The sequence below is a fragment of the Saccharopolyspora pogona genome, assembly GCF_014697215.1.
GTDB classification, from domain to species: Bacteria; Actinomycetota; Actinomycetes; order Mycobacteriales; family Pseudonocardiaceae; genus Saccharopolyspora; species Saccharopolyspora hattusasensis.
Window position 1 is genome coordinate 8,596,546 of sequence record NZ_CP031142.1, and the last position, 23,821, is coordinate 8,620,366.

The window sequence follows — 23,821 nt, forward strand, 5'->3', positions numbered from 1 at the left end:
TGCCCCGTGAGTGTTTTTTGGTGCGATAGCGCCTGAAAGCGCTCACGGGCCCTGGCCGGCTGCCCGACACGCGCACCTTCGCGGCTGGGAAGCCGGATGTTCCCCGTGGTGTGCCCGATGCTGGTGCGATGGTCGTGTTGATCGGGATCGCTGGTGGTGCAACGGGTTTCGCGGCGGGTCGGCTGGGCCGGCTCGCGCTCTGCTCGATGCGCAGGGGAGTTCGGCCGCCTCGGATGTGGTGCGAGGTGGCGGTTGGCCTGCTGTGGGCCGTGGTGTTCGTCCGCGTGGTGACCGGGATGCCGTTGTGGTGGGCGGCGATCCCGTTGGCGCTCGGCTGGTTCGCGGTGTTGCTGGCGGTGTGCGACGTGCTGGCCGGGCGGCTCCCGGATGTGCTGACGCTGCCCGCATATCCGGTCGCGGCGGTGTTGTTGACCGTCGCGGCGCTGCACAGGTCAGATGTGCTGCTCGGTGCCGTTGCCGGTGCGGTGGTCTTCGCTGGGACGTATCTGTTGGTGCGCGTGGTGTCGCCGGGTGCGATGGGGCCGGGCGACGTGAAGTTGGCGGGCAGCCTCGGTGCCGTGGTGGGCGCGGTGTCGCTGTCGGCGGTGCTGTTCGTGATGGCCGCCGCGGCGGCGTTGACGCTGGTGGCGGCGTTGTGGGCGCGGCTGGGCGGCGTCCCGCACGGCCCCGCCGTGCTCGCCCCGGCCTGGCTCGTCACGGCCTTCGCGCCGTGGCCGTAGGCGCGGCGATCCCGAACGGCGTTTTGCTGCTGCTGGTCCGGCCCTGTGGCCCCCGGGAGGTGCCGAGGTCGCGGGGCGGACGAAAGCGCATTGCAGGACCCCCGCCCGGGTTCACCCGGGATCGAACGTGGCAGGATCTATAGCTGTGCTGCGTTGGATGACCGCTGGAGAATCGCATGGTCCCGCCCTGGTGGCGGTGCTGGAAGGCATGGTGGCCGGGGTCGAGGTGACCTCCGCCGACATCGCGACCCAGCTGGAGCGGCGCAAGCTCGGTTTCGGGCGCAGCCCGCGGATGAACTTCGAGGCCGATGAGCTGGAGCTGATCGGCGGCATCCGGCACGGCCGGACCCAGGGCGGCCCGATCGCGATCCGCATCGGCAACACCGAGTGGCCCAAGTGGGAGCAGGTGATGGCCGCCGATCCGATCGACGAGGACGTGCTGTCGTCGCTGGCCCGCAACGCGCCGCTGACCCGTCCCCGGCCCGGGCACGCCGACCTCGCCGGGATGCAGAAGTACGGCTTCGAAGAGGCCCGGCCGGTGCTGGAGCGCGCGAGCGCCCGCGAGACCGCCGCCCGCGTCGCCGTCGGCACGGTCGCCCGGCAGTTCCTGCGGCAGCTGCTCGGGGTCGAGATCGTCAGCCACGTCATCAGCCTGGGCGGCGTCGACGCCACGCACGACGTGCTGCCCGGCCCGGACGACCTGGGCGCCATCGACGACAACCCGGTGCGCGCCTTCGGCGACGAGGCGACCGAGAAGATGATGGCCGAGGTCGACGCGGCCAAGAAGGACGGCGACACCCTCGGCGGGGTTGTCGAGGTCATCGCCTACGGGCTGCCCCCGGGCATCGGCTCCCACGTGCATTGGGACCGCAAGCTCGACGCGCGGCTGGCCGGTGCGCTGATGAGCATCCAGGCGATCAAGGGCGTCGAGATCGGCGAGGGCTTCGCCAACGCGCACCGGCGCGGCAGCGCGGCGCACGACGAGATCTACCCGGACCAGGGCGCCAAGTGGGTGCGGCGGGGCAGCAACCGGGCGGGCGGCCTGGAAGGCGGCATCACCAACGGCGAGCCGCTGATCGTCCGCGCCGCGAAGAAGCCGATCTCCAGCCTGCCACGCGCACTGGCCACTGTGGACATGGTGACCGGCGAGCCGGCGCAGGCGATGCACCAGCGCTCCGACATCACGGCCGTGCCGCGCGCCGCCGTGGTCGCCGAGACGATGGTCGCGCTGGTCCTCGCGGAGGCCGCGCTGGAGAAGTTCGGCGGCGACTCGCTGCCGGAGACCCGGCGCAACGTCGAGGGCTACCTCGCCTCGCTGCGCGAGCGCGCCGAGAAGCGGCAGGTGCGGTGATGGGCCCGCGCGCGGTGGTGATCGGCCCGCCGGGAGCGGGCAAAACGACGATCGGCAAGTTGCTGGCGCAGCGCCTCGATGTGCCGTTCCGGGACACCGACGACGACATCGTGCGGACCGCGGGTCGGCCCGTCGCCGACATCTTCGCCAACGACGGCGAGCCGGCGTTCCGGGCCATGGAAGAGGACGCGGTCGCCGCGGGGCTACGCGAACACGACGGCGTTCTTGCCCTCGGCGGCGGCTCGGTGCTGTCGGAACGCACCCGCGAACGACTGGCCGGGCAGCCGGTGGTGTTCCTGTCGGTGGGGCTGGCCGAAGGCGCTCGGCGTGTCGGGCTGTCCACGGCTCGACCGCTACTGGCCGGGGTGAACCCCCGCGCCACCTTCAAGGCGCTGCTGGACGCGCGGCTGCCCATTTACCGCTCGGTGGCCGCCGTCGAGATCGTCACCGACCACGTGGCGACCACCGAAGTCGTGGAGCAGGTCGTCGCCGCGCTGTCCGTGCGCAACACGCCGTCCAGCTGATCATGACGGTCGGGAGTGGGATGCTTCCAACCGCACCCACCGCCGGTCAAGGGGTGGGGCCAAGCCGAGAACTCGCTCAGCCGAAGGGACGATGATGACCGAACCGGTGCGGATCAGGGTGGCCAGCCAGCAGCCCTACGATGTGGTGGTCGGCCGGGGACTGCTCGGCGAGCTCGTCGACTTCCTGCGCGACGCATCGGTGGTGGCGCTGGTGCACCAGCCCACCATCACCAGCACGGTGGAGGCGGTCCGCGAGGAGCTGACCTCGGCCGGGGTGGACGCGCACCGGGTGGAGATCCCGGACGCCGAGGACGGCAAGAGCCTGCAGGTCGCCGGGTTCTGCTGGGAGGTCCTGGGCAAGGTCGGCATGGACCGCAACGGCGTGGTGGTGTCCTTCGGCGGCGGCGCGGTCACCGACGTCGCCGGTTTCGTCGCCGGGACGTGGATGCGCGGGGTCCGCGTGGTGCACGTGCCGACCACGCTGCTGGGCATGGTGGACGCCGCGGTCGGCGGCAAGACCGGCATCAACACCGACGCGGGCAAGAACCTGGTCGGGTTGTTCCACGAGCCGAGCCTGGTGCTGGCCGACCTGGCGACGTTGGAGGGGCTGCCGCGCAACGAGCTCGTGGCCGGCATGGCCGAGATCGTCAAGGCGGGCTTCATCGCCGACCCGGAGATCCTGCGGCTCATCGAGGCAGACCCGGCGGTGGCGACCGATCCGGCCGGTGACGTGCTGGGCGAGCTGGTGCGCCGGTCGATCCAGGTCAAGGCCGACGTGGTCGCCGCGGACCTGAAGGAATCGCACCTGCGCGAGGTGCTCAACTACGGCCACACGCTGGCCCACGCCATCGAGCGCCGGGAGCGCTACCGCTGGCGGCATGGCGCGGCGGTCAGCGTCGGGCTGGTGTTCGCCGCGGAGCTGGCGCGGCTGGCCGGGCGGCTGGACGACGAGACCGCCGACCGGCACAAGCGGGTCCTCGACCTGCTGGGCCTGCCGACCAGCTACGCCCCGGACGCGCTCGGCCAGCTGCTGGAGGCGATGCGGGTGGACAAGAAGACCCGCTCCGGGGTGCTGCGGTTCGTGGTCCTGGACGGCCTGGCCAAGCCCGGTCGCCTCGAGGGACCGGACCCGTCGCTGATCGCCGCCGCGTACTCGGCGGTCACCGGCGGCCAGGCCAAGCCGGGTTCGGAGGTGCTGCTGTGAAGGTCCTCGTCCTCAACGGGCCGAACCTCGGTCGCCTGGGCAAGCGCGAGCCCTCGGTCTACGGCAGCACCACCTACGCCGACCTGGTCGGGATGTGCGAGCGCGCCGGCAAGGAGCTGGGCGTGGAGGTGGCGGTCCGGCAGACCGACCACGAGGGCGAGATGGTCCAGTGGCTGCACGAGGCCGCCGACCAGCGGTGGCCGGTGGTGCTCAACGCGGGCGCGTGGACGCACTACTCCATCGCGGTGCGCGACGCGGCGGCGCAGCTCGAAGCGGACCTGATCGAGCTGCACATCTCCAACGTGCACAAGCGCGAGGAGTTCCGGCACACCAGTTACCTGTCCGACGTCTCGACCGCGGTCATCGCCGGCCTCGGCGTCGAGGGCTATCCGCTAGCGATCCGGTGGCTGGCCGACAAGTCGCGCAGCTAGTTCCTTTTCCGGGCCGTGTGTCTTTTGGGGCGCTGTAGAGGCTGTTTCCATTCTCGTCCTGCGTGGCGGTGCGGGTGGCGGCCCCCCTGCGGGAATTACGGTCGCCGTCTGGACTGCGGGAAACCGGACTCATGAATGCCAATTCACCACGTCGGGGACCGTTCTCGCCAAAAGCCCCGACGGGGTGGGCACAGCCTGAGAACCCGCGGCGGTACGAGCCGCGAGGGTGGGCCAAGCGGTTGCGCCGCTTGAAAGGCATGAGCCCGCCGCCCTACCGCGCACTCCGGACGATCACTTCCAGGGCAGCCTCTACCGCAACCCAGAAGACTCACGGCCACGTGCCCAGCGGCGATACGTCGGTAGTGAGTCCTGCGGCCCGCGCGTTGCAAGTAAATTGGGCGGAGGTGTCCTTCACCTCGGTGTTGGCGCGGGTCTGGGGGGAGCATCGGTGAGGGATCGGATTCCGTTGCGGCGATTGGCCGGGTTGGCCGCGGTGGTGCTGCTGGCCGGGTGCGCGCCGGTCGAGGGCACGCCCCAGCCGCAGGCCGAGCAGCGGGTTGAGCCTCCCGAGGCACCGATCGCTCTGGGCGTCGGTGGCGCGCGGGGCAGCGCCGGGGTGGTGGTCGCCGGAGGGTTGCCCGCGCCCTACAACTACGGGCCGACGGTGTTGCAGGACGGCGGGCAGTACCGCACCTGGTGGTGCAGCCAGCTGCCCGGGATCGGCCCGCCGGGCGACGACATCTTGACGGCCGCGTCGGGTAGCCCCGACGGGCCCTTCACCGCTGCCGGTGGCGCTCCCGCGGTGCCCATCTTCAGCGGCCAACCCGGCGGGTTCGACGGCAAGCACACCTGCGACCCGTCGGTGTTGAAAGTGGACGGTCGCTACTACCTTTACTACACGGGCGCGGCCGGGGATCACGCGCACGGCAACGCCATCGGCGTCGCCAGCAGCCCCGACGGCCTCTCCTGGCGGCGGGAGGCCGGCGGCCGCCCGATCGCTACGGCTTCCGGCGAGGTGAACCGGGAGAACGTCTACGGCGCGGGTCAGCCCTCCGCGCTGTACCTGGACGGCTGGTTCTACCTGATGTTCACCGACACCACTGCTTCCGGGGCGGGCTGGAACGGCGCTGGCCAGTTCGTGCTCCGCGCGCGCAATCCCGAGTTCACCGACCAGCCGCAGGCCTTGACCGAGAAGGGTTTCGACGCCGCGGGCGCCAAGCGGTCGCGTTCGGTGGTGGACGCGTTCAGTGCGGACTGGATGTGGGTTCCGGCGCTGGACGCGTTCGCGATCGCCCACCAGACCGTGACGGGCACCACGATCACCTTCTGGGACCGGGATTTCACCCGCCATCCCTACGTACCGGTGGTCGTGCCCGGCCCCTGGCAGGAAGGCCCAGGTCTCGTCCGCGGTCCCGGCGGGCACGCGCCCGTGTCCACAGTGGATCCTTGCGGGACGGTTCCGGTGGACCTTCTCCGCGCCACCGCGTTGTTCCCGGCTCCGACCGACATCCGCCACTTCGGCATCGACGTCACCGGGGCCGAAGGGTGCCGGACGCCCAGGCAGGCGGCGGCGGTCCTCGACGGCTTCGCGGCGCCATCTCCGGCTCGCACGGTCGATGTGGTGCGCAATGGGCAGCGGGTCCGCGTCGAGCGCCGCTCCGTCGCGGAGCAATTGGTCACCAGGGTTCTCGACGTGAGGGTGCCCGCGCTGGACGGGCTCCCGGTCGCCGGCACCATCCGTGCCGCGGCGCCCGCGATGCGATCCCCGCGGGGGGTGGTCGGTCTGCTCGACGACAAGAGTCTACTGTGGACGATAAGCGCGGAGGCCGCCGCCGCCAACGGTTCGACGATCGCCGACGTCTCCCAGCAGGAGTGGGACGCGCACGCCCCGGCCGGTGACCTCCGCCGCTGATCAGCGCTCGGCTACCGGGCCGGTTCCGCGGCGGACTGGGCAGGCGGTGGAGGTGTCCCGGCACGGGCCGCACGACTGGACGGTCGACGCGAACATCGACCGCGTCGACTTCCCGGCGGTCGGCGTGGAGTCCGGATCTGCCGGAGCGGCAGGCGAATTCGTCGACGCGAGCACCGACCGGGACCTGCCGCGCGGGGAAGCACCTCCAGGATCCGCCCGCGAACGCAGCCCCCGCCGAGCCGACCGGTTCCGGCACCACCACGGACACCGGTTCGGGGCCGGCGAGGTTGCGAATTATCTTTTCCGTGACTATTCAACCAGGGGCGAGAGGACCCGTGAGCACTTTTGGGTGCCATAGCGCCCAGAAACGCTCACGGCACCCGCGCAACCAGGTCACGCCGTCAGGTCACGCCGTCAGGTCACGCGGTCCGGTCACGCCGTCGGGTCACGCCGTCCGGTCACGCCGTCAGGTCACGCGGTCCGGTCACGCCGTCGGGTCACGCGGTCCGGTCACGCCGTCCGGTCACGCGGTCCGGCGGAAGGTTCGGCGGTAGGCGGCGGGGCTGGTGCCGAGCCGCAGGCGCAGGTGCTTTCGCAGCGACGCCGCGGTGTTCAGGCCGGACTGCTCCGCGACCGCGTCGATCGGCAGGTCGGTCGCCTCCAGGAGGTGGCGGGCGCGTTCGATGCGTTGCTGCAGCAGCCAGTCCAGCGGGCTGGTGCCGGTCTCCTCCCGGAACCTGCGGGTGAAGGTGCGCACGCTCATCCCGGCCTGGACCGCCACGTCGTCCAGGGTGAGGTGCTCGGCGAGGCGTTCGAGCAGCCACGCGCGCGTCGGTGCGGTGCCGTTGCCGCCGGTTTCCGGCAGCGGCCGCTCGATGAACTGGGACTGGCCGCCGTCCCGCCACGGCGGCACGACGCTGGAACGGGCCGCGTGGTTGGCGACCTCCCTGCCGTGGTCGCGGCGGATCACGTGCAGGCACAGGTCGATCCCGGCGGCCACCCCGGCCGAGGTCAGCACGTCGCCGTCGTCCACGAACAGCACGTCCGGGTGCAGCCGCACCTGCGGGTAGAGCCGCTGGAACCGCTGGACGTGCGCCCAGTGCGTGGTCGCCGGGCGCTCGTCGAGCAGCCCGGCCGCGGCGAGCACGAAGGCGCCGGTGCAGATCGACATGATCCGCGTGCCGCGCGGCAGCCCGGCCAGGTAGTCCGCCAGCTCCGCGTCGAGGCTGCCGTCGGTGCGCGGCCCCGCGACGTAGGTGCCCGGGATGATCAGCGTGTCCGGCGCGGTCAGGTAGTCCGGGCTGGCCCCGGGCAGGATGGAGAACCCCTTGGTGGTGTGGATCGGGCCGCCGTCGAGGCTGCAGACCTGGACGTCGTAGAACGGCTCGCCGTCCTCGTCGCGGGCGCCGGCGAAGATCTGCGAGGGGATCGCCAGGTCGAAGCCGACGACGTCGGGGATGCCGAGCACGGCGATCCGGTGCGGGCTGGTGGCCATGGCCGGATCTTCTCACATCTTGTCTCTCTGGCCACTGGTTCCGGGCGGCGGACTCGGCGAGGCTGGCAGGGTGATCACCACTGGGACCGCGCGACGCGTCCACCCCGCCTGGTGGGTGGCGGGCGTCGCATTCATCGCCCTGCTCGGGTCGGCCGCCTTCCGGTCGATGCCCGGCGTCTTCATGAATCCGCTGCACCAGGAGTTCGGCTGGCCGCACAGCGTCATCTCGGCCGCCGTGTCGCTGAACCTCCTGCTCTACGGCCTCACGGCGCCGTTCGCGGCGGCGCTGATGGCGCGCTTCGGCATCCGCCGGGTCACCGTCGCGGCGCTGCTGCTCATCGCTGCCGGGAGCGGGCTGACGGTGTTCATGATGGCCAGCTGGCAGCTGATCGTGTGCTGGGGCCTCCTGGTGGGAGTGGGCACCGGGTCGATGGCGCTGGCGTTCGTGTCCACTGTGGTCGATCGGTGGTTCGTGCAGCGGCGCGGGCTGGTCAGCGGCGTGCTGACCGCCGGTAGCGCGACCGGGCAGCTGATCTTCCTGCCGCTGGCGGCCGTGCTCGTCGAGAGCCAAGGCTGGCGGTTCACGTCGCTGGTCATCGCAGGGACCGCACTGCTGGTCGGCCTGCTGGTGCTGCTGGTGATGCGCGATCACCCCCGCGACGCCGGCGTAACCGCCTACGGCGCGACGGGCGAGAATCCGGAGCAGGTCCGCGACCGCGGCAACCCTGCCGCGATCGCGCTGCGCACCCTGCGCGACGCGGCCCGCAAGCCCGCTTTCTGGCTGTTGGCCGGTGGTTTCGCGATCTGTGGGGCGAGTACCAACGGCCTGGTGAACACGCACTTCGTGCCGGCGGCGCACGACCACGGCATGCCGACCACGACCGCCGCCGGGCTGCTCGCGGTGATCGGCGTCTTCGACGTGCTCGGCACGGTGCTCTCCGGCTGGCTGACCGACAAGGTCAACCCGCGTGTACTGCTCGCCGCCTACTACACGCTGCGCGGCCTGTCGCTGTTCGTCCTGCCGCAGCTGCTCGGCCCCTCGGTGGAGGCGAGCATGGTGCTGTTCGTGGTGTTCTACGGGCTGGACTGGGTGGCCACCGTGCCGCCGACCATGGCGCTGTGCCGGGAGCACTTCGGGCCCCGCGCCTCGGTGGTGTTCGGCTGGGTGTTCGCCTCGCACCAGATCGGCGCGGCGGCCATCGCCAGCATCGCGGGCGTGGTGCGCGACCAGTTCGGCGACTACGCCGCCGCCTGGTACGGCGCGGGCCTGCTGTGCCTGCTGGCGACGGCCTTCTCGGTGTCGATCCGGGTCGCCGCGCCGCGGCGGGAGCCGGAACCGGTCACCACGGCGTCAGCGTCACGATGATCGACTTCGGCGCGCCGTCCTGGATGTAGGAGGCGAAACCGGCCACGTCGTCGAAGGCGAACCCGTACGCCTTGCCGTCCTCGGTGTTGGCGTGCATCACCTTGGCGAAGTGGTTCGTGACCTCGTGCTGGTAGAACGCGCCCGGGTCGGTGCCGGGCTGATCGGCGAGGTCCAGCAGGATCGACCGGTTGAACCCGGCGCCCAGGATCGCCGCCACCGGCCCGGTGATGCCGTCGTTGGGGGCGGCCAGCGCGCCGTCGCAGAACAGAACATCCCTTGTGGACGGTCGGCCGATCGGTTGCACGCCGCCGTCGAAGTTGAAGGTGTCGCCCGAGATCTGGCCGGTGAAGATCCGGCCGTCGCCGGTGTTCACCTTCAGCTGGGAGCCCTGGTACTTGGCCCAGACCTCCTCGATGTAGGAGTCGTAGTAGGTGCCTGAGAACGCGCCGAGGTCGAGCCCGTGGCCCGGCGCGATCACCCGCAGGTCGTCCTGGCGCAGCCCGGCGAAGTCCGCGTTCTCCGTGACACCGCTGAGGATTCGCTCGCGACCGTCGGCGGCGATCGTGCCGGTGGTCTGGTCCTGCGCGCCCTGCAGCCGGATCGACAGCGGCACGCTGAACATGTCGACCATCGTGGTGTTGCAGTACATGCCGTCGGGCTTGAGGGTGAACTCGACGGTGTCGTGCAGGATCGAGTGGTTCGGGTCGGTGTCGACCCAGCCGGCCGGGTACTGCAGCGCGGGCTTGCCGTCGCCGCCCGCGACGACCTTGAACTTCAGCTTCTCGTCCAGCGCGAAGTAGATCCGGCCGGACATGCTCGGCAGGTTCAGCGTGGTGTCGCCGCTGCCCTGCAGCGGGATGGCGTAGTCGGCGAAGCCGTCGGAGCCGTTGTCGGACGGCGAAACCGGCACCAGTTGGCCGTCCGGGGTGACCCGGGACTGCTCGCCGGAGTCGAGGTTCACGCCGACGACGTAGACCCAGATCGAGGCGTTGTCGAACTGGCCGCTCTGGTTGACGATCGTCAGCGGTAGCGGGACGTCGGGGCGGCGCGGCCCGGCGAGGGCCGCCGGAACGGAGCCGAGGCTGCCGATGGCGGGGACGGCGAGGGCGGCGGCGGAGACGCCGCCGAGGAAGCATCGTCTGCTGAGCACGGCAAATCCCTTCGGGGCGGGGAATTAGTTTAGGGTCACAACAATTGTGGGAGCGGCCTCACCAACCGCCAATACTCCGAAGCGCCGCCGACGACTGCTCGATCCGGCCCAGCGGACAAGCCATTTCCGGACAACTGTATTCCGCGAATGGCGAAAACCGGCAACAGCGCGAAAGTCCGGGAACGCTTCCCGGTTTCCGGAAATCGGTGGACATCCCTCACGAACCCCGACAGCACCAACCGCGAGCCCGGGAACGCCACCGTGCCCGAAGCAGGCCCCGTCACCCGGGGTGGGCGCAATTTCGCGAGAAATTGCGCCCACCCCGGGTGACCACGCATCGTCGCGCTTCGTGATCGCCGCGGTGCGTTCGTGCAGGTGGTGACAATTTCGCGAGAAATTGACCGTCACCTGGGTGAACGTCAATTTCTCGCGAAATTGCGCACGTGGCCGAGATGCACGACGCTCAACCGGCGGGCAGCTTCGACGTCCTGCTGCTCGATGTGGACAACGGAGCAGATTTCCTCGTCTACGACGGTAACTCCGCGTTCTACCGGGCCGACTTCCTGAGCCGTTGCGGGGAAAAGCTCGCCCCGGAATGCACTTTGGCGATCTGGTCGGCCGACACCTCACCGGACCTCAGCGCGGCGCTGCACGCGGTTTTCGGGAACTGCGAGGAAATCCCGATTCCGGTGACCCTGGGCCAGAAGGAGACGACCTACCACCTGTCCCTCGTGGGTGAATGTTCCGGTTCTTACCGGCACGATCACTCACGACAGCAGGTCCAGCTCCAGTAGGCTGGGTTCCAGGACGCCCTCCAGCACCAGCAGCCGCCGCTTGGCCTCCAACCCGGGGCCGAAACCGCCGAGCCCGTGGCCGCTGGCCAGCACCCGGTGGCACGGCACGAGCAACGGGACCGGGTTGCTTCCCATGATCGTGCCGACGGCCCGCGAAGCCTCCGGCCGCCCGGACAGCTCCGCCAGCTGCTTGTAGCTCACCGTCTCGCCGAACGGCACCATTTCGTGCAACGTGCGCAGCACGTGCAACCGCAGCCCCTCCAGCGGCTCCCACTCGATCGGCAGGTCGAACTCCCGGCGCTGCCGCGCGAAGTACTCGCCGAGCTGCCGCGCGGCCTCGGCCGCGACGCCGGTGTCCCGGCTCAACGCGGCCTTGTCGAACTCGCCGAGTGCCCGATCCGGCCCTGCGAAGTCCACCCGGCAAACCCCGGATGCGGTCGCGACCACCGTCAGTTCCCCGACGGGACTGGCGAACGCGCTCCACGACAGCGACATGCCGGCAGGGTAGCGCCGGGCACCGACGATTCGCCCCGCCAAGGTCGTGGCGGCTTCCCGCCGATGCTGGCGTGACCAGGCCCGTTCGCGGATTCGCGGGTTAGGCTCCGAAACATGTCCGAACCGCACGCCCACCGACGCCACGCCCTCCGCAACTACCTGCGCGAGCAGGAGTTGGACGCGATGTTGGTGACGGATCTGCTCAACATCCGCTACCTGACCGGCTTCACGGGATCGAACGCGGCGCTGGCGGTGCACGCCGCCGACGAGCCGGGAACCGAGCCGCGCACCGTGTTCTGCACCGATGGCCGGTACCTGACCCAGGCCGAGTCGCAGGTGCCGGACCTGGAGCGGGTCATCGAGCGGGCGAGCGATCTGGCGTTGGCCGAGCGGATCGGGGGCACCGCCGCCGAGCACCGCCGGGTCGGCTTCGAGAGCCAGCACGTCACCGTCGACGGCCGCGACGCGCTCGCCGACGCGGCGGGCAAGGCAGAGCTGGTGCGTGCGCCGGGCCTCGTCGAGCAGCTGCGGCTGATCAAGGACGAAACGGAGATCGAGGCGCTGCGGATGGCCTGCGCCGCCGCCGACCGGGCGCTGGCCGACCTCATCGAGCACGGCGGGCTGCGCCCCGGCCGCACCGAGCTGGAGGTCGCCCGCGAACTGGAGACCCGGATGCTCGACAACGGCGCCGCCGGGCCGTCGTTCGCCACGATCATCGCCGCCGGGCCGAACTCCGCGGTGCCGCACCACCGGCCGACCGACGCGGTCCTGGCCGCCGGCGACTTCGTGAAGATGGACTTCGGCGCACTCGTCGACGGCTACCACTCGGACATGACCCGGACCGTGGTGCTCGGCAGGCCAGCGGATTGGCAGCGCGAGATCTACGAGTTGGTGCGCGCCTCGCAGGCCGCCGGGCGGGGCGCGCTCAGCATCGGCACCGAGGTGAAGGACGTGGATGCGGCGGCCCGCAAGGTGATCGAGGACGCGGGCTTCGGCGAGCAGTTCCCGCACGGCCTGGGACACGGCGTCGGCCTGGAGATCCACGAGGCACCGGCGTTGTCGCAGCGGGGGGACGGTAGAATCGCCGCCGGGATGGCGGTCACCGTCGAGCCTGGCGTCTACGTGGCAGGCCGGGGCGGGGTCCGCATCGAGGACACGCTGGTCGTGCGTCCCAGCACACCGGAGCTCCTCACCTTGACGACGAAGGAGCTCGTCGAAGTCTGACGCACCGAGGTGCGCCGGTCCCGCCGGAATCCGGTTCGCGTTGCAGACGAAACACGCCCAAGCCATCACCACAGGAGAGACCCCCACCGTGGCATCCACGAACGACTTGAAGAACGGGCTGGTGCTCAACATCGACGGCCAGTTGTGGACCGTCGTGAACTTCCAGCACGTCAAGCCCGGCAAGGGCGGCGCATTCGTCCGCACCACCCTGAAGAACGTGCTCTCCGGCAAGGTCGTGGACAAGACCTTCAACGCCGGCGTGAAGGTGGACACCGCGAACGTCGACCGCCGCGAGATGACCTACCTCTACAACGACGGCACCGACTACGTGTTCATGGAACCCGACACCTACGACCAGGTCAACGTCTCGGCTGCCGTGGTCGGTGACGCGGCGAACTACATGCTGGAGAACAGTGCCGTGGTGGTCGCCCGCCACGACGACGATCCGCTGTACGTCGAGCTGCCGGCCTCGGTCGAGCTGGTCGTCCAGCACACCGACCCGGGCCTGCAGGGCGACCGCTCCACCGGTGGCACCAAGCCCGCCACCCTGGAGACCGGTGCGGAGATCCAGGTGCCGCTGTTCCTCAACACCGGTGACAAGGTGAAGGTCGACCCGCGCGACGGCCGGTACCTCAGCCGCGTCAGCAGCAAATGATCGCCTGCTCATCAGCCGCAGGACTCGGCCCGGCCGGAAAGAGGGTGTGAGGTGGGTTCTCGGAGCAAGGCACGCAAGCGTGCCGTGGACTTCCTTTACGAGGCCGACCAGCGCGGCATCGACGCGGTGACGCTGCTGGCCGATCGGGTCGGCTCGCCGGAGGTGCCGCCGGTCGGCGACTACACGGTCACCCTGGTCGAGGGCGTCACGGCGAACCGCGAGCGGATCGACGAGTTGCTCACGCAGCACGCCGAGGGCTGGTCGCTCGGGCGGATGCCCGCGGTGGACCGCTCGGTGCTGCGGCTGGGCCTGTACGAGCTGCTGTGGAGCGACGACGTGCCGCCGGCGGTGGCCATCGACGAGGCGGTGGAGCTGGTCAAGGTGCTGTCCACGGACGACTCGCCGCGGTTCGTCAACGGCGTGCTGGGCCGCATCGCCGGCATCGGCGACCGCCTCCGCAAGTCGGTCCGCCCGGAGCAGACCGCCGCAGATTAGCCCGAACGAGTTATGTGTGAGGGACACCCTTGGTCAAACAAGGGCGCCCTCACACGTAGCTGCGCCACCGTACGGGTGATGGGTGAAGGTCACCTCCACCCGGCATGGCCGGGCGAACGCTCCCTTCACTCGGACATAGCGGAGGGGCACCCGTCTGCGACTCCTGAGTCGCGGTGGGTGCCCCTTCCCGTGCCCGGCCTCGCCCGAACGGGTGGACCGGGTTGTGGTGTCACTCCTCCCGGGCTGGGCGGGCCTCCGGGGGAAGCACGCCCCAGTCGATGAGCTGCTCGGTGAGCTCACCTGGCGTCATGTCGTAGATGATGGCCAGGGATCGCAGGTCCTCGGTGCGGATGGACAGCACCTTGCCGTTGTAGTCACCGCGCTGGCTCTGGATGGTGGCTGCGTAGCGGGCCAGCGGGCCCACCTTCTCCGCAGGTAGCTGCTGCAGCCGCTCCAGGTTGATCACAACTTTGGTGGCAGGCTCGGCGCCGGACGGCACCCGGCCTTCGGGAAGCAGTTCCGCGACCGGAACCCCGTAGAAGTCGGCCAGTTCGGCCAGCTTCTGCACGGTCACCGCACGGTCGCCTCGCTCATAGGACCCGACGACCACGGCCTTCCACCGCCCGCCAGACTTCTGCTCGACGCCGTGCAGCGACAGACCCTGCTGCTGGCGGATAGCGCGGAGCTTGCTGCCCAGCGCCTTGGCGTAGTCGCCCATGTGGCGTTTCTCCGTTTCGTTCGCCCCGTCAGCCGATAACGGCGGCCGGGGAGCAAAGCTCAGATCGATACGGAGAGTAATGTTCGCTCGCCAGCGTCACCAGGTCAAGTTGGTCTTTCTCGGCAATGCGGCGAACGCCACCACACCACCCGGTCGATTGACCTCGCGGCGCTGATAGCGTACAAGGCAGCCCGGCATGCGGCAGCGGTTTTCGAGCCCGCCACTGCGGGGCAGCTCATACACCATCCTTTAAGGACCCGTCCAGAGAGGCGGGGAAGGAGGTCGCACCGTGGCGTCACGCCAACCGGCGGACGCGGCGGACCCGGTCGGGCAGCGGGAGCTGCTTTCGGCCGGTGACGTTGCGCGCACGATAGCCCGGATCGCCCACCAGATCATCGAGAAGACCGCGCTGGACGCCGGAAACAGCGGCGTGGTGCTGCTGGGCATCCCCACCAGGGGGACCTCGCTCGCCCGGCGGCTCGCCGCGAAGATCGGCGAATTCAGCGGCGTGACGGTGCCCACGGGCACCCTCGACATCACGCTCTTCCGTGACGACTTGCGGCACCGCCCGAACCGTCCGCTGGAGCACACCAACCTGCCCAAGCAGGGCATCGACAACGCGCTGGTCGTGCTCGTCGACGACGTGCTGTTCTCCGGCCGCACCGTGCGGGCCGCCCTCGACGCCCTGCGCGACCAGGGCCGACCGCGGGCCGTGCAGCTGGCGGTGCTGGTCGACCGCGGCCACCGCGAGTTGCCGATCCGCGCCGACTACGTCGGCAAGAACATCCCGACGTCGCGTTCCGAGGACGTCGCCGTGCGGCTCGCCGAGACCGACGGCGAGGACTGCGTGGTGCTGCGCCGCCCGGGTGCGGGCGTCCCACAAGGCACGGGGGAGGTGACCTCCTGATGCGCCACCTGCTTTCCACCGAGGGGCTGGACGCCGCCACCGCGACGAGCGTGCTCGACACCGCCGACACCCTGAAGCAGACGCTGCTGGGGCGCGAGGTCAAGAAGCTGCCGACGCTGCGCGGCCGGACCGTGGTGACCTTGTTCTACGAGAACTCCACGCGCACCCGGGTGTCCTTCGAGATCGCCGGGAAGTGGATGAGCGCCGACGTGATCAACGTCTCGGCCAGCAGTTCTTCGGTGAACAAGGGCGAGTCGCTGCGCGACACCGCGCTGACGCTGGCCGCCGCCGGGGCCGACTGCGTGATCATCCGGCACCCCGCTTCGGGCGCCGCGCACCGGCTGGCCGGATGGCTGGACGAGGTCGGCACCCAGGTCGTCAACGCCGGCGACGGCATGCACGAGCACCCCACCCAGGCGCTGCTGGACGCCGCGACGCTGCGGGAGCGGCTGGGCGAGCTGTCCGGTCGCCGCATCGCCATCGTCGGCGACCTGCTGCACAGCCGGGTGGCGCGCTCGAACGTGCACCTGCTGCGCACCCTCGGCGCCGAGGTGGTGCTGGTCGCGCCGCCGACGCTGGTGCCCGCCGGGGCGCAGCAGTGGGGCGCGGAGGTTCGCCACGAGCTGGACCCGGAGCTGCCGAAGCTGGACGCGGTGATGATGTTGCGGGTCCAGGCGGAGCGGATGCACGGCGGGTTCTTCCCGTCGGCGCGCGAGTACTCGATCGCCTACGGCCTCAACGAGGCGCGGCTGGGCAAGCTGCCCGAGCACGCCGTGGTCCTGCACCCCGGCCCGATGCTGCGCGGCATGGAGATCGCGCCGGCCGTGGCCGATTCGCCGCGCGCCGCCATCACCCAGCAGGTCAGCAATGGCGTGCACGTGCGGATGGCGGTGCTCTACCACCTGTTGGCCGGAGAGGAAATCACGGCATGAGCAGCCTTTGTCAACCTCGGTCTTCCTCAACCGCACCCCAGGGGACCGTGACGCAACCCAGCCACAAGAAACCACCAAACGCGAGATTCGCGCTGGACGCAACCACCAGTGTGAATCGCGGAGAGGCGGGACTGGAGGCGGGACAGCCATGAGCCGGGTGCTACTGAAGGACGTCCGTCCGTACGGCGTGGGCGATCCGGTGGACGTGCTGGTCGACGGCGAGGTGATCGCCGAGATCGGTCCTGGTCTGGAGTTGGGTCCCGCTGCGGATGTCGACGAGATCGTGCACGCCGGGGGCGCCGTGGCGCTGCCGGGCTTCGTGGACCTGCACACGCACCTGCGGGAGCCGGGCAGGGAGGACGCCGAGACCGTCGAGACCGGTTCGACGGCCGCCGCGCTCGGCGGCTACACCGCGGTCTTCGCGATGGCCAACACCGATCCGGTCGCGGACAACGCCGTGATCGTCGAGCACGTGTGGCGGCGCGGCCGCGAGGTCGGCCTGGTCGACGTGCACCCGGTGGGCGCGGTGACGGTGGGGCTGAAGGGGGAGAAGCTCGCCGAGCTGGGCACCATGCGCCGCAGCGCCGCCGAGGTCCGGGTGTTCTCCGACGACGGCCACTGCGTGCACGACCCGCTGATCATGCGCCGCGCGCTGGAGTACACGAAGTCCTTCGGCGGCGTGGTCGCGCAGCACGCCGAGGAGCCGCGGCTGACGGTGGGCGCGCAGGCGCACGAGGGCGCGAACGCCGCCCGGCTGGGCCTGGCTGGCTGGCCCGCCCCGGCCGAGGAAGCGATCGTCGCGCGCGACTGCCTGCTCGCCGGGCACACCGGCGGCACGCTGCACATCTGCCACGTCTCCACCGAGGGCACCGCGGAGATCCTGCGCTGGTGGAAGTCGCGGGAGGCAGACGGCCGGGTTTCGGCCGAGGTCACGCCGCACCACCTGCTGCTGACCGACGACCGGCTGGAGACCTACGACCCGGTGAACAAGGTCAACCCGCCGCTGCGCACCGACGCCGACGTTCTGGCGCTGCGCCGGGCGTTGGCCGACGGCACCGTGGACTGCGTGGCCACCGACCACGCCCCGCACGCCGCGCAGGACAAGGACTGCGAGTGGTCCGCGGCGAAGCCCGGCATGCTCGGCCTGCAGACCGCGCTCGGCATCGTCGTGCAGACGATGGTGCGCACCGGCCTGCTGGACTGGCGCGGCGTGGCCCGGGTGATGAGCGAGCGGCCCGCCGAGATCGCCGGGCTGACCGGCCAGGGCCGACCGGTCGCCGCGGGCGAACCCGCGAACCTGGTGCTGGTCGACCCGGACGCCGAGTGGACGGTGCGCGGCGCGGAGCTGGCCAGCCTCGGCGAGAACTCGCCGTTCGAAGGCATGCGGCTACCCGGCCGCGTGGTGGCGACGCTGCTGCGCGGCAAGGTCACCGCGCACGAGGGCAAGGTGAGGCGCTGATGGAACGCTTCCTGTGGGTGCTCGGCATGGCCGCGGTGGTCGCGCTGGTGTTCTTCGGCATGTGGCGCGGCTGGGGCAACCGGGCCCGCCGCCAGGCCGCCGAACTACCGGACTTCCCAGTGTCGCCGGCCGAACCGGGCGAGGAGCTGCTGCCCGCCGCGACCGGCATGTACGTCGGGACCACCCGGGCGACCGACTGGCAGGACCGCATCGCCGTCGGCGACATCGGCCACCGCGCCAACGGAACCGCGCACCTGCACGCCTCGGGCCTGCTGCTGCGACGAACCGGGGCCAGCGACCTCTGGATCCCGGCGGGGTCCATCGTGGACAGCCGCCTGGACCACAAGCTGGCCAACAAGGTGGTGCCCGGAGCCGGCCTGGTCGTGGTGACCTGGCGGCTGGGCGAGCAGCTGCTGGACACCGGGTTCCGCGGCGACGACAAGACAACGCAGACCGAGTGGGTCGAAGCGGTCCGGGCGATCTCGCCCGCCGACGAGGTCGTGAGTGCGAAACCGGGCTCCAGCCCGGTTTCGCACTCACGACCCGAACACGACCACCTACCCGAATCGACCCGCGACTCCGCTGAGTCGCGGCAGGAGGACAAATGACCGCGTACACCCCGGCCGCACTTGTGCTGGAGGATGGCCGGATCTTCCGCGGGGAGGCTTACGGCAAGGTGGGTCACACCCTCGGCGAGGTCGTGTTCACCACGGGCATGACCGGCTACCAGGAGACCCTGACCGACCCCTCGTACCACCGCCAGATCGTGGTGCAGACCGCGCCGCAGATCGGCAACACCGGCTGGAACGACGAGGACGACGAGTCCGCGCGCATCTGGGTCGCCGGCTACGCCGTGCGCGACCCCGCCCGCATCCCGTCGAACTGGCGCTCCCGCCGGTCGCTGGTCGAGGAGCTGGAGCGGCAGGGGATCGTCGGCATCGCCGGGATCGACACCCGCACACTGACCCGGCACGTCCGCGAGCTGGGCGCGATGCGCGGCGGCATCTTCTCCGGCCCGGAACTGGGTTCCGACGACGAGATGGTGGCCGCGGTCAAGGCCGGCACCGAGATGGTCGGCGCCTCGCTGGCCGGTGACGTCACCACCAATGAGCCCTACATCGTCCCGGCCGTCGGCGAGAAGCGGTTCACCGTGGCCGCGCTGGACCTGGGCATCAAGTCCAACACGCCGCGGATGATGGCCGAGCGCGGCATCGAGGTCCACGTGCTGCCGCTGGCGTCCACATTGGACGAAGTACTGTCGGTGCAGCCGGACGGGCTGTTCCTGTCCAACGGGCCGGGCGACCCGGCCACCACCGACCAGCAGGTCGAGCTGACCCGCCAGGCCCTGGACCGCAAGCTTCCGCTGTTCGGCATCTGCTTCGGCAACCAGATCCTGGGTCGCGCGCTCGGCCGCGGCACCTACAAGCTGCGCTACGGGCACCGGGGCATCAACATCCCGGTGATCGACGCCGAGACCGGCCAGGTCGCGATCACCGCGCAGAACCACGGCTTCGCCGTCGAGGGCGAGCCGGGCGAGCGGTTCGACACCGACTTCGGCCGCGCGATGGTCAGCCACCACTGCGCCAACGACGGTGCGGTCGAGGGGCTGCGGCTGCTCGACGGCCCGGCGTTCAGCGTCCAGTACCACCCCGAAGCGGCGGCGGGTCCGCACGACGCCGCGCCGCTGTTCGACAAATTCGTTGATCTGATGAGTGAGGCGCGCTGATGCCGAAGAGGACCGATATCAAGCACGTACTCGTCATCGGTTCCGGGCCGATCGTGATCGGCCAGGCCTGCGAGTTCGACTACTCCGGCACGCAGGCGTGCCGGGTGCTGCGGGAGGAGGGCATCCGCGTCTCGCTGGTGAACTCCAACCCGGCGACGATCATGACGGACCCGGAGTTCGCCGATGCCACCTACATCGAGCCGATCACCCCGGAGTTCGTGGAGAAGGTGATCGACGCCGAGCGGCCGGACGCGATCCTGGCCACGCTGGGTGGGCAGACCGCGCTGAACACGGCGGTCGCGCTGCACGAGCGCGGGGTGCTGGAGCGCTACGGCGTGGAGCTGATCGGCGCCGACTTCGAGGCGATCCAGCGCGGTGAGGACCGGCAGCGGTTCAAGGACATCGTGCGCGCCGTCGGCGGCGAGGTGCCGGAGTCGGCGGTGTGCAAGTCGATGGAGGACGTGCGCGCGTTCGTCGCGGAGCGGGGCCTGCCGGTGGTGATCCGGCCCAGCTTCACCATGGGCGGCCTGGGGTCGGGCATGGCGCACACCGAGGAAGATCTGGAGCGGATGGCCTCCTTCGGGTTGGCCGAGTCGCCGGTGCACGAGGTCCTGATCGAGGAGAGCGTTCTCGGTTGGAAGGAGTACGAGCTCGAGCTGATGCGCGACCACGCCGACAACGTGGTGGTCATCTGCTCGATCGAGAACATCGACGCGATGGGCGTGCACACCGGTGACTCGGTGACGGTGGCGCCGTCGATGACGCTGACCGACCGCGAGTACCAGCACATGCGCAACGTGGGCATCGCGGTGCTGCGCGAGGTCGGGGTGGACACCGGTGGCTGCAACATCCAGTTCGCCATCCACCCGGACACCGGCCGGATGGTGGTCATCGAGATGAACCCGCGGGTGTCGCGGTCCTCGGCGCTGGCGTCGAAGGCCACCGGCTTCCCGATCGCCAAGATCGCCGCGAAGCTGGCCGTGGGCTACACCCTGGACGAGATCCGCAACGACATCACCGGCGAGACCCCGGCGAGCTTCGAGCCGACACTGGACTACGTCGTGGTGAAGGTGCCGCGGTTCGCCTTCGAGAAGTTCCCGGGCGCGGACCAGGAGCTGACGACGACGATGAAGAGCGTCGGCGAGGCGATGGCGGTGGGCCGCAGCTTCTCCGAGGCGCTGGGCAAGGCGCTGCGCTCGATGGAGACGAAAGCAGCGGGCTTCTGGACTGTGCCCGACGCTCCGGGGCAGGACCCTGACGGTGTCACCGTCGAGTCCACTCTGGACGAACTGCGGACGCCGCACGACGGGCGGCTCTACACCGTGGAGCGCGCGCTGCGGCTGGGCGCCACGATTGAGCAGGTGCACGAGGCGTCGGGCATCGACCCGTGGTTCGTCGACCAGATCGCGGCGTGGGTGGAGCTGCGCGGCGAGCTGGTCGAGGCGCCGGTGCTGGACGCCGCGCTGCTGCGGCGCGCGAAGCGGGCCGGGCTCTCGGACCGGCAGATCGCCGCGCTGCGGCCGGAACTTGCCGGTGAGGACGGGGTTCGCGCGCTGCGGCACCGGCTGGGTGTGCGGCCGGTGTACAAGACGGTGGACACCTGCGCGGCGGAGTTCGCGGCCCGGACGCCGTACCACTACTCGGCCTACGAGTCCGACCCGGCGGCCGAGTCGGAGGTCGCCGAGCAGCGCGAGCGGCCGAAGGTGATCATCCTGGGTTCGGGCCCGAACCGCATCGGCCAGGGCATCGAGTTCGACTACTCCTGCGTGCACGCCGCGATGGCGCTGCGGGAGGCCGGGTACGAGACCGTGATGGTCAACTGCAACCCGGAGACGGTCTCCACCGACTACGACACCTCGGACCGGCTTTACTTCGAGCCGCTGACTTTCGAGGACGTCCTGGAGGTCGTGCACTCCGAGCAGCAGTCCGGCACCGTGGCGGGCGTGATCGTGCAGCTCGGCGGGCAGACCCCGCTGGGTCTGGCGAAGCGGCTGGCCGAGGCCGGGGTGCCGATCGTGGGCACGCCGCCGGAGGCGATCCACCTCGCCGAGGACCGCGGCGCGTTCGGTGACGTGCTGGCCGGGGCGGGCCTGCCCGCGCCGCGCTACGGCACCGCGACGTCGTTCGAGGGCGCCAAGCGGATCGCCGACGAGATCGGCTACCCGGTGCTGGTGCGGCCGTCCTACGTGCTCGGCGGCCGGGGCATGGAGATCGTCTACGACGAGGCGTCGCTGGAGAACTACATCGCCCGCGCCACCGAGGTCACCCCGGACCACCCGGTGCTGGTGGACAACTTCCTCGACGACGCGATCGAGATCGACGTGGACGCGCTCTGCGACGGCACCGACATCTACCTCGGTGGCGTGATGGAACACATCGAGGAGGCCGGTATCCACTCCGGCGACTCGGCGTGCGCGCTGCCGCCGATCACGTTGGGGCGTCAGGACATCGAGCAGGTGCGAAAGTCCACCGAGGCCATCGCGCGCGGCATCGGCGTGCACGGCCTGCTGAACGTGCAGTACGCGCTCAAGGACGACGTGCTGTACGTGCTGGAGGCCAACCCGCGCGCCTCGCGGACCGTGCCGTTCGTGTCCAAGGCGACCGCCGTGCCGCTGGCCAAGGCGGCGGCCCGGATCATGCTCGGCGCCAAGATCGCGGACCTGCGCGCGGAGGGCCTGCTGCCGCCGGAGGGCGACGGCGCGGAACTGCCGATCGACGCGCCGGTCGCGGTGAAGGAAGCCGTGCTGCCGTTCCACCGGTTCCGCACCCGCGAGGGCGTCGGCGTGGACTCGCTGCTCGGGCCGGAGATGAAGTCCACCGGCGAGGTGATGGGCATCGACACCTCCTTCGGGCAGGCCTTCGCCAAGTCGCAGGCCGGCGCCTACGGTTCGCTGCCGACCGGCGGCCGGGTGTTCGTGTCGGTGGCCAACAAGGACAAGCGGTCCCTGGTGTTCCCGGTCAAGCGGCTGGCGGACCTCGGCTTCGAGATCCTGGCCACCAGCGGCACCGCGGAGGTGCTGCGCCGCAACGGAATCCCGTCCACGGTGGTGCGCAAGCACATCGAGAAGAACGGCGCGGAGCGCGACATCGTCGAGCTGATCAAGGCCGGCGAGGTCGACATGGTGATCAACACCCCGTACGGCAACCCGGGCCCGCGCGTGGACGGCTACGAGATCCGCACCGCCGCGGTATCCCGCGACATCCCGTGCATCACCACGGTGCAGGGCGCGGCGGCGGCCGTGCAGGGCATCGAGGCCGCCATCCAAGGCAACATCGGGGTCCGGCCCCTGCAGGCGTTGCAGGCGGCCCTTCGGCAGGGCGGTGAGCAGCGATGACTGATCCGCTGCGGGCGGGCTTCGGCCAGCGGCTGGCGGAGTCGGTGCGGGCGCGCGGTGCGCTGTGCGTCGGCATCGACCCGCACCCGTCGCTGCTGCACGCGTGGGATCTCGACGAGACCCCGCAGTCGCTGGAGCGGTTCGCGATGACCGCGGTGGAGGCGCTGGCCGGCGAGGTCGCGGTGCTCAAGCCGCAGTCGGCGTTCTTCGAGGTGTACGGCTCGGCCGGAATCGCCGTGCTGGAGAAGACGATCCGGGAGGCGCGGCAGGCCGGTGCGCTGGTGCTGCTGGACATCAAGCGCGGCGACATCGGCTCCACGATGGCGGCGTACGCGATGGCCTACCTGGACGAGCACGCGCCGCTGGCGGCGGATGCGATCACGGTGTCGCCGTACCTCGGCTACGGCTCGCTCGCCCCGGCGATCGGCATCGCCGAGCAGACGGGCCGCGGGGTGTTCGTGCTGGCGCGCACCTCCAACCCGGAGGGCGCGGGCCTCCAGCGGTCGATCCACGGCAGCGGCGACTCGGTCGCCCAGTACATCGTGGACTCGGCCGCGGAGACCAATGCGGACGCGGAGCCGATGGGGCACGTCGGAGTGGTGGCGGGAGCCACCATCGGCGCCGACGAGCTGGACTTCTCCCGCCTCAACGGCCCGATCCTGGCACCCGGCCTGGGTGCGCAGGGTGCGACGGTGCAGAGCCTGCGCGCGCTGTTCGGCGCGGCGCTGCCGAACGTCCTACCGGCGACGGCCCGCGACGTCCTCCGGCACGGCCCGACGGTCAACGGCCTCCGCGCCGCGGCCCACAAGGTCCGCGACGAGGTGAGCGACCTCCTCCGAGACTGATTTCCGGTGGTAGCTGAGGGGCGCTCTTGATCAAGAGTGCCCCTCAACTCGTGTTGGCGGGAA

At 70.7% G+C, this 23,821-nt stretch carries 22 protein-coding genes; 18 read left to right on the plus strand and 4 right to left on the minus strand.

The window, feature by feature from the left end; genetic code table 11:
• Positions 1-128 precede the first annotated feature (128 nt).
• The 6 genes from DL519_RS40625 (at position 129) to DL519_RS40650 (ending at position 6,162) form a co-directional block, all read left to right on the plus strand.
• On the plus strand, positions 129-740 hold the full coding sequence (locus DL519_RS40625; protein WP_190822831.1) for a prepilin peptidase: 612 nt from the start codon (positions 129-131) through the stop codon (positions 738-740).
• Between the two features lie 145 nt (positions 741-885).
• A complete protein-coding gene (aroC, locus tag DL519_RS40630) occupies positions 886-2,091 on the plus strand; it encodes a chorismate synthase (protein WP_168584577.1) in 1,206 nt (401 codons plus the stop codon).
• Positions 2,091-2,615 carry a shikimate kinase gene (locus tag DL519_RS40635; protein WP_190822833.1) on the plus strand — a complete coding sequence of 175 codons (525 nt, stop codon included), beginning with the start codon at positions 2,091-2,093 and terminating at the stop codon, positions 2,613-2,615. Before aroC ends, DL519_RS40635 begins: the two co-directional genes overlap by 1 nt.
• A 94-nt stretch (positions 2,616-2,709) precedes the next feature.
• A complete protein-coding gene (gene aroB / locus DL519_RS40640) occupies positions 2,710-3,819 on the plus strand; it encodes a 3-dehydroquinate synthase (RefSeq protein WP_190824518.1) in 1,110 nt (369 codons plus the stop codon).
• Positions 3,816-4,250, plus strand: coding sequence for a type II 3-dehydroquinate dehydratase (gene aroQ, locus DL519_RS40645; protein ID WP_168584575.1), 435 nt, complete (start codon positions 3,816-3,818; stop codon positions 4,248-4,250). Before aroB ends, aroQ begins: the two co-directional genes overlap by 4 nt.
• Positions 4,251-4,698: 448 nt before the next feature.
• Positions 4,699-6,162 (plus strand): glycoside hydrolase family protein, encoded by a 1,464-nt coding sequence (locus tag DL519_RS40650; protein WP_223840079.1) that lies wholly within the window; start codon positions 4,699-4,701, stop codon positions 6,160-6,162.
• Positions 6,163-6,685: 523 nt separating this feature from the next.
• Here the strand turns inward: DL519_RS40650 and DL519_RS40655 are convergent.
• Positions 6,686-7,657 (minus strand): GlxA family transcriptional regulator, encoded by a 972-nt coding sequence (locus tag DL519_RS40655; protein WP_190822835.1) that lies wholly within the window; start codon positions 7,655-7,657, stop codon positions 6,686-6,688.
• On the opposite strand from DL519_RS40655, the gene DL519_RS40660 reads away from it, so the two are divergent.
• Positions 7,656-9,023, plus strand: coding sequence for an MFS transporter (locus DL519_RS40660; RefSeq protein WP_190822837.1), 1,368 nt, complete (start codon positions 7,656-7,658; stop codon positions 9,021-9,023). The genes DL519_RS40655 and DL519_RS40660 overlap by 2 nt on opposite strands.
• On the opposite strand, the gene DL519_RS40665 is transcribed toward DL519_RS40660, so the two are convergent.
• Complete coding sequence (locus tag DL519_RS40665) at positions 8,998-10,173, minus strand: glycoside hydrolase family 64 protein (protein WP_190822839.1); 1,176 nt, start codon at positions 10,171-10,173, stop codon at positions 8,998-9,000. The two genes, DL519_RS40660 and DL519_RS40665, sit on opposite strands and share 26 nt — an antisense overlap.
• Positions 10,174-10,625: 452 nt before the next feature.
• Here DL519_RS40665 and DL519_RS40670 point away from each other — a divergent pair, with 452 nt between their 5' ends.
• On the plus strand, positions 10,626-10,967 hold the full coding sequence (locus DL519_RS40670; protein ID WP_190822841.1) for a hypothetical protein: 342 nt from the start codon (positions 10,626-10,628) through the stop codon (positions 10,965-10,967).
• On the opposite strand, the gene DL519_RS40675 is transcribed toward DL519_RS40670, so the two are convergent.
• Positions 10,941-11,462 carry a methylated-DNA--[protein]-cysteine S-methyltransferase gene (locus DL519_RS40675; protein WP_190822842.1) on the minus strand — a complete coding sequence of 174 codons (522 nt, stop codon included), beginning with the start codon at positions 11,460-11,462 and terminating at the stop codon, positions 10,941-10,943. The two genes, DL519_RS40670 and DL519_RS40675, sit on opposite strands and share 27 nt — an antisense overlap.
• A gap of 114 nt (positions 11,463-11,576) precedes the next feature.
• Between DL519_RS40675 and DL519_RS40680 the strand changes: the two genes are divergently transcribed.
• From DL519_RS40680 to nusB, 3 genes are all read left to right on the plus strand, one after another.
• Complete coding sequence (locus DL519_RS40680) at positions 11,577-12,686, plus strand: M24 family metallopeptidase (RefSeq protein WP_190822844.1); 1,110 nt, start codon at positions 11,577-11,579, stop codon at positions 12,684-12,686.
• Between the two features lie 88 nt (positions 12,687-12,774).
• Positions 12,775-13,341: an elongation factor P gene (efp, locus tag DL519_RS40685; RefSeq protein ID WP_190822846.1), complete on the plus strand. Its 567-nt coding sequence runs from the start codon at positions 12,775-12,777 to the stop codon at positions 13,339-13,341.
• A 51-nt stretch (positions 13,342-13,392) separates the two neighbouring features.
• The gene (nusB, locus tag DL519_RS40690) at positions 13,393-13,836 is read left to right on the plus strand and encodes a transcription antitermination factor NusB (protein ID WP_190822848.1); all 444 of its coding nucleotides are present in this window, start codon (positions 13,393-13,395) and stop codon (positions 13,834-13,836) included.
• Between the two features lie 229 nt (positions 13,837-14,065).
• Here nusB and bldD read toward each other — a convergent pair whose 3' ends face one another.
• A complete protein-coding gene (gene bldD, locus DL519_RS40695; protein ID WP_010311046.1) occupies positions 14,066-14,554 on the minus strand; it encodes a transcriptional regulator BldD in 489 nt (162 codons plus the stop codon).
• Positions 14,555-14,843: 289 nt separating this feature from the next.
• On the opposite strand from bldD, the gene pyrR reads away from it, so the two are divergent.
• From pyrR to pyrF, 7 genes are all read left to right on the plus strand, one after another.
• On the plus strand, positions 14,844-15,461 hold the full coding sequence (gene pyrR / locus DL519_RS40700; protein WP_190822850.1) for a bifunctional pyr operon transcriptional regulator/uracil phosphoribosyltransferase PyrR: 618 nt from the start codon (positions 14,844-14,846) through the stop codon (positions 15,459-15,461).
• Positions 15,461-16,393, plus strand: a complete 933-nt coding sequence (locus DL519_RS40705) for an aspartate carbamoyltransferase catalytic subunit (RefSeq protein WP_190822852.1) — start codon at positions 15,461-15,463, stop codon at positions 16,391-16,393. Before pyrR ends, DL519_RS40705 begins: the two co-directional genes overlap by 1 nt.
• A gap of 148 nt (positions 16,394-16,541) precedes the next feature.
• Positions 16,542-17,852: a dihydroorotase gene (locus DL519_RS40710; RefSeq protein WP_190822854.1), complete on the plus strand. Its 1,311-nt coding sequence runs from the start codon at positions 16,542-16,544 to the stop codon at positions 17,850-17,852.
• On the plus strand, positions 17,852-18,460 hold the full coding sequence (locus tag DL519_RS40715; RefSeq protein WP_223840080.1) for a PH-like domain-containing protein: 609 nt from the start codon (positions 17,852-17,854) through the stop codon (positions 18,458-18,460). Before DL519_RS40710 ends, DL519_RS40715 begins: the two co-directional genes overlap by 1 nt.
• Entirely contained in the window at positions 18,457-19,578 is a 1,122-nt protein-coding gene (gene carA, locus DL519_RS40720) for a glutamine-hydrolyzing carbamoyl-phosphate synthase small subunit (RefSeq protein ID WP_190822856.1), read from the plus strand. Before DL519_RS40715 ends, carA begins: the two co-directional genes overlap by 4 nt.
• Complete coding sequence (gene carB, locus DL519_RS40725) at positions 19,578-22,913, plus strand: carbamoyl-phosphate synthase large subunit (protein ID WP_190822858.1); 3,336 nt, start codon at positions 19,578-19,580, stop codon at positions 22,911-22,913. Before carA ends, carB begins: the two co-directional genes overlap by 1 nt.
• The gene (gene pyrF, locus DL519_RS40730; protein WP_190822860.1) at positions 22,910-23,758 is read left to right on the plus strand and encodes an orotidine-5'-phosphate decarboxylase; all 849 of its coding nucleotides are present in this window, start codon (positions 22,910-22,912) and stop codon (positions 23,756-23,758) included. Before carB ends, pyrF begins: the two co-directional genes overlap by 4 nt.
• Positions 23,759-23,821: the final 63 nt, after the last annotated feature.

Coding starts and splice junctions, on each gene's coding strand:
- pyrF (WP_190822860.1), top strand. CDS start 22,910: ATGACTGATCCGCTGCGGGCGGGCTTCGGCCAGCGGCTGGCGGAGTCG.
- DL519_RS40675 (WP_190822842.1), bottom strand. CDS start 11,462: ATGTCGCTGTCGTGGAGCGCGTTCGCCAGTCCCGTCGGGGAACTGACG.
- carB (WP_190822858.1), top strand. CDS start 19,578: ATGCCGAAGAGGACCGATATCAAGCACGTACTCGTCATCGGTTCCGGG.
- DL519_RS40670 (WP_190822841.1), top strand. CDS start 10,626: ATGCACGACGCTCAACCGGCGGGCAGCTTCGACGTCCTGCTGCTCGAT.
- DL519_RS40680 (WP_190822844.1), top strand. CDS start 11,577: ATGTCCGAACCGCACGCCCACCGACGCCACGCCCTCCGCAACTACCTG.
- DL519_RS40705 (WP_190822852.1), top strand. CDS start 15,461: ATGCGCCACCTGCTTTCCACCGAGGGGCTGGACGCCGCCACCGCGACG.
- aroB (WP_190824518.1), top strand. CDS start 2,710: ATGACCGAACCGGTGCGGATCAGGGTGGCCAGCCAGCAGCCCTACGAT.
- bldD (WP_010311046.1), bottom strand. CDS start 14,554: ATGGGCGACTACGCCAAGGCGCTGGGCAGCAAGCTCCGCGCTATCCGC.
- DL519_RS40715 (WP_223840080.1), top strand. CDS start 17,852: ATGGAACGCTTCCTGTGGGTGCTCGGCATGGCCGCGGTGGTCGCGCTG.
- DL519_RS40635 (WP_190822833.1), top strand. CDS start 2,091: ATGGGCCCGCGCGCGGTGGTGATCGGCCCGCCGGGAGCGGGCAAAACG.
- carA (WP_190822856.1), top strand. CDS start 18,457: ATGACCGCGTACACCCCGGCCGCACTTGTGCTGGAGGATGGCCGGATC.
- DL519_RS40655 (WP_190822835.1), bottom strand. CDS start 7,657: ATGGCCACCAGCCCGCACCGGATCGCCGTGCTCGGCATCCCCGACGTC.
- DL519_RS40625 (WP_190822831.1), top strand. CDS start 129: ATGGTCGTGTTGATCGGGATCGCTGGTGGTGCAACGGGTTTCGCGGCG.
- DL519_RS40660 (WP_190822837.1), top strand. CDS start 7,656: ATGGCCGGATCTTCTCACATCTTGTCTCTCTGGCCACTGGTTCCGGGC.
- DL519_RS40710 (WP_190822854.1), top strand. CDS start 16,542: ATGAGCCGGGTGCTACTGAAGGACGTCCGTCCGTACGGCGTGGGCGAT.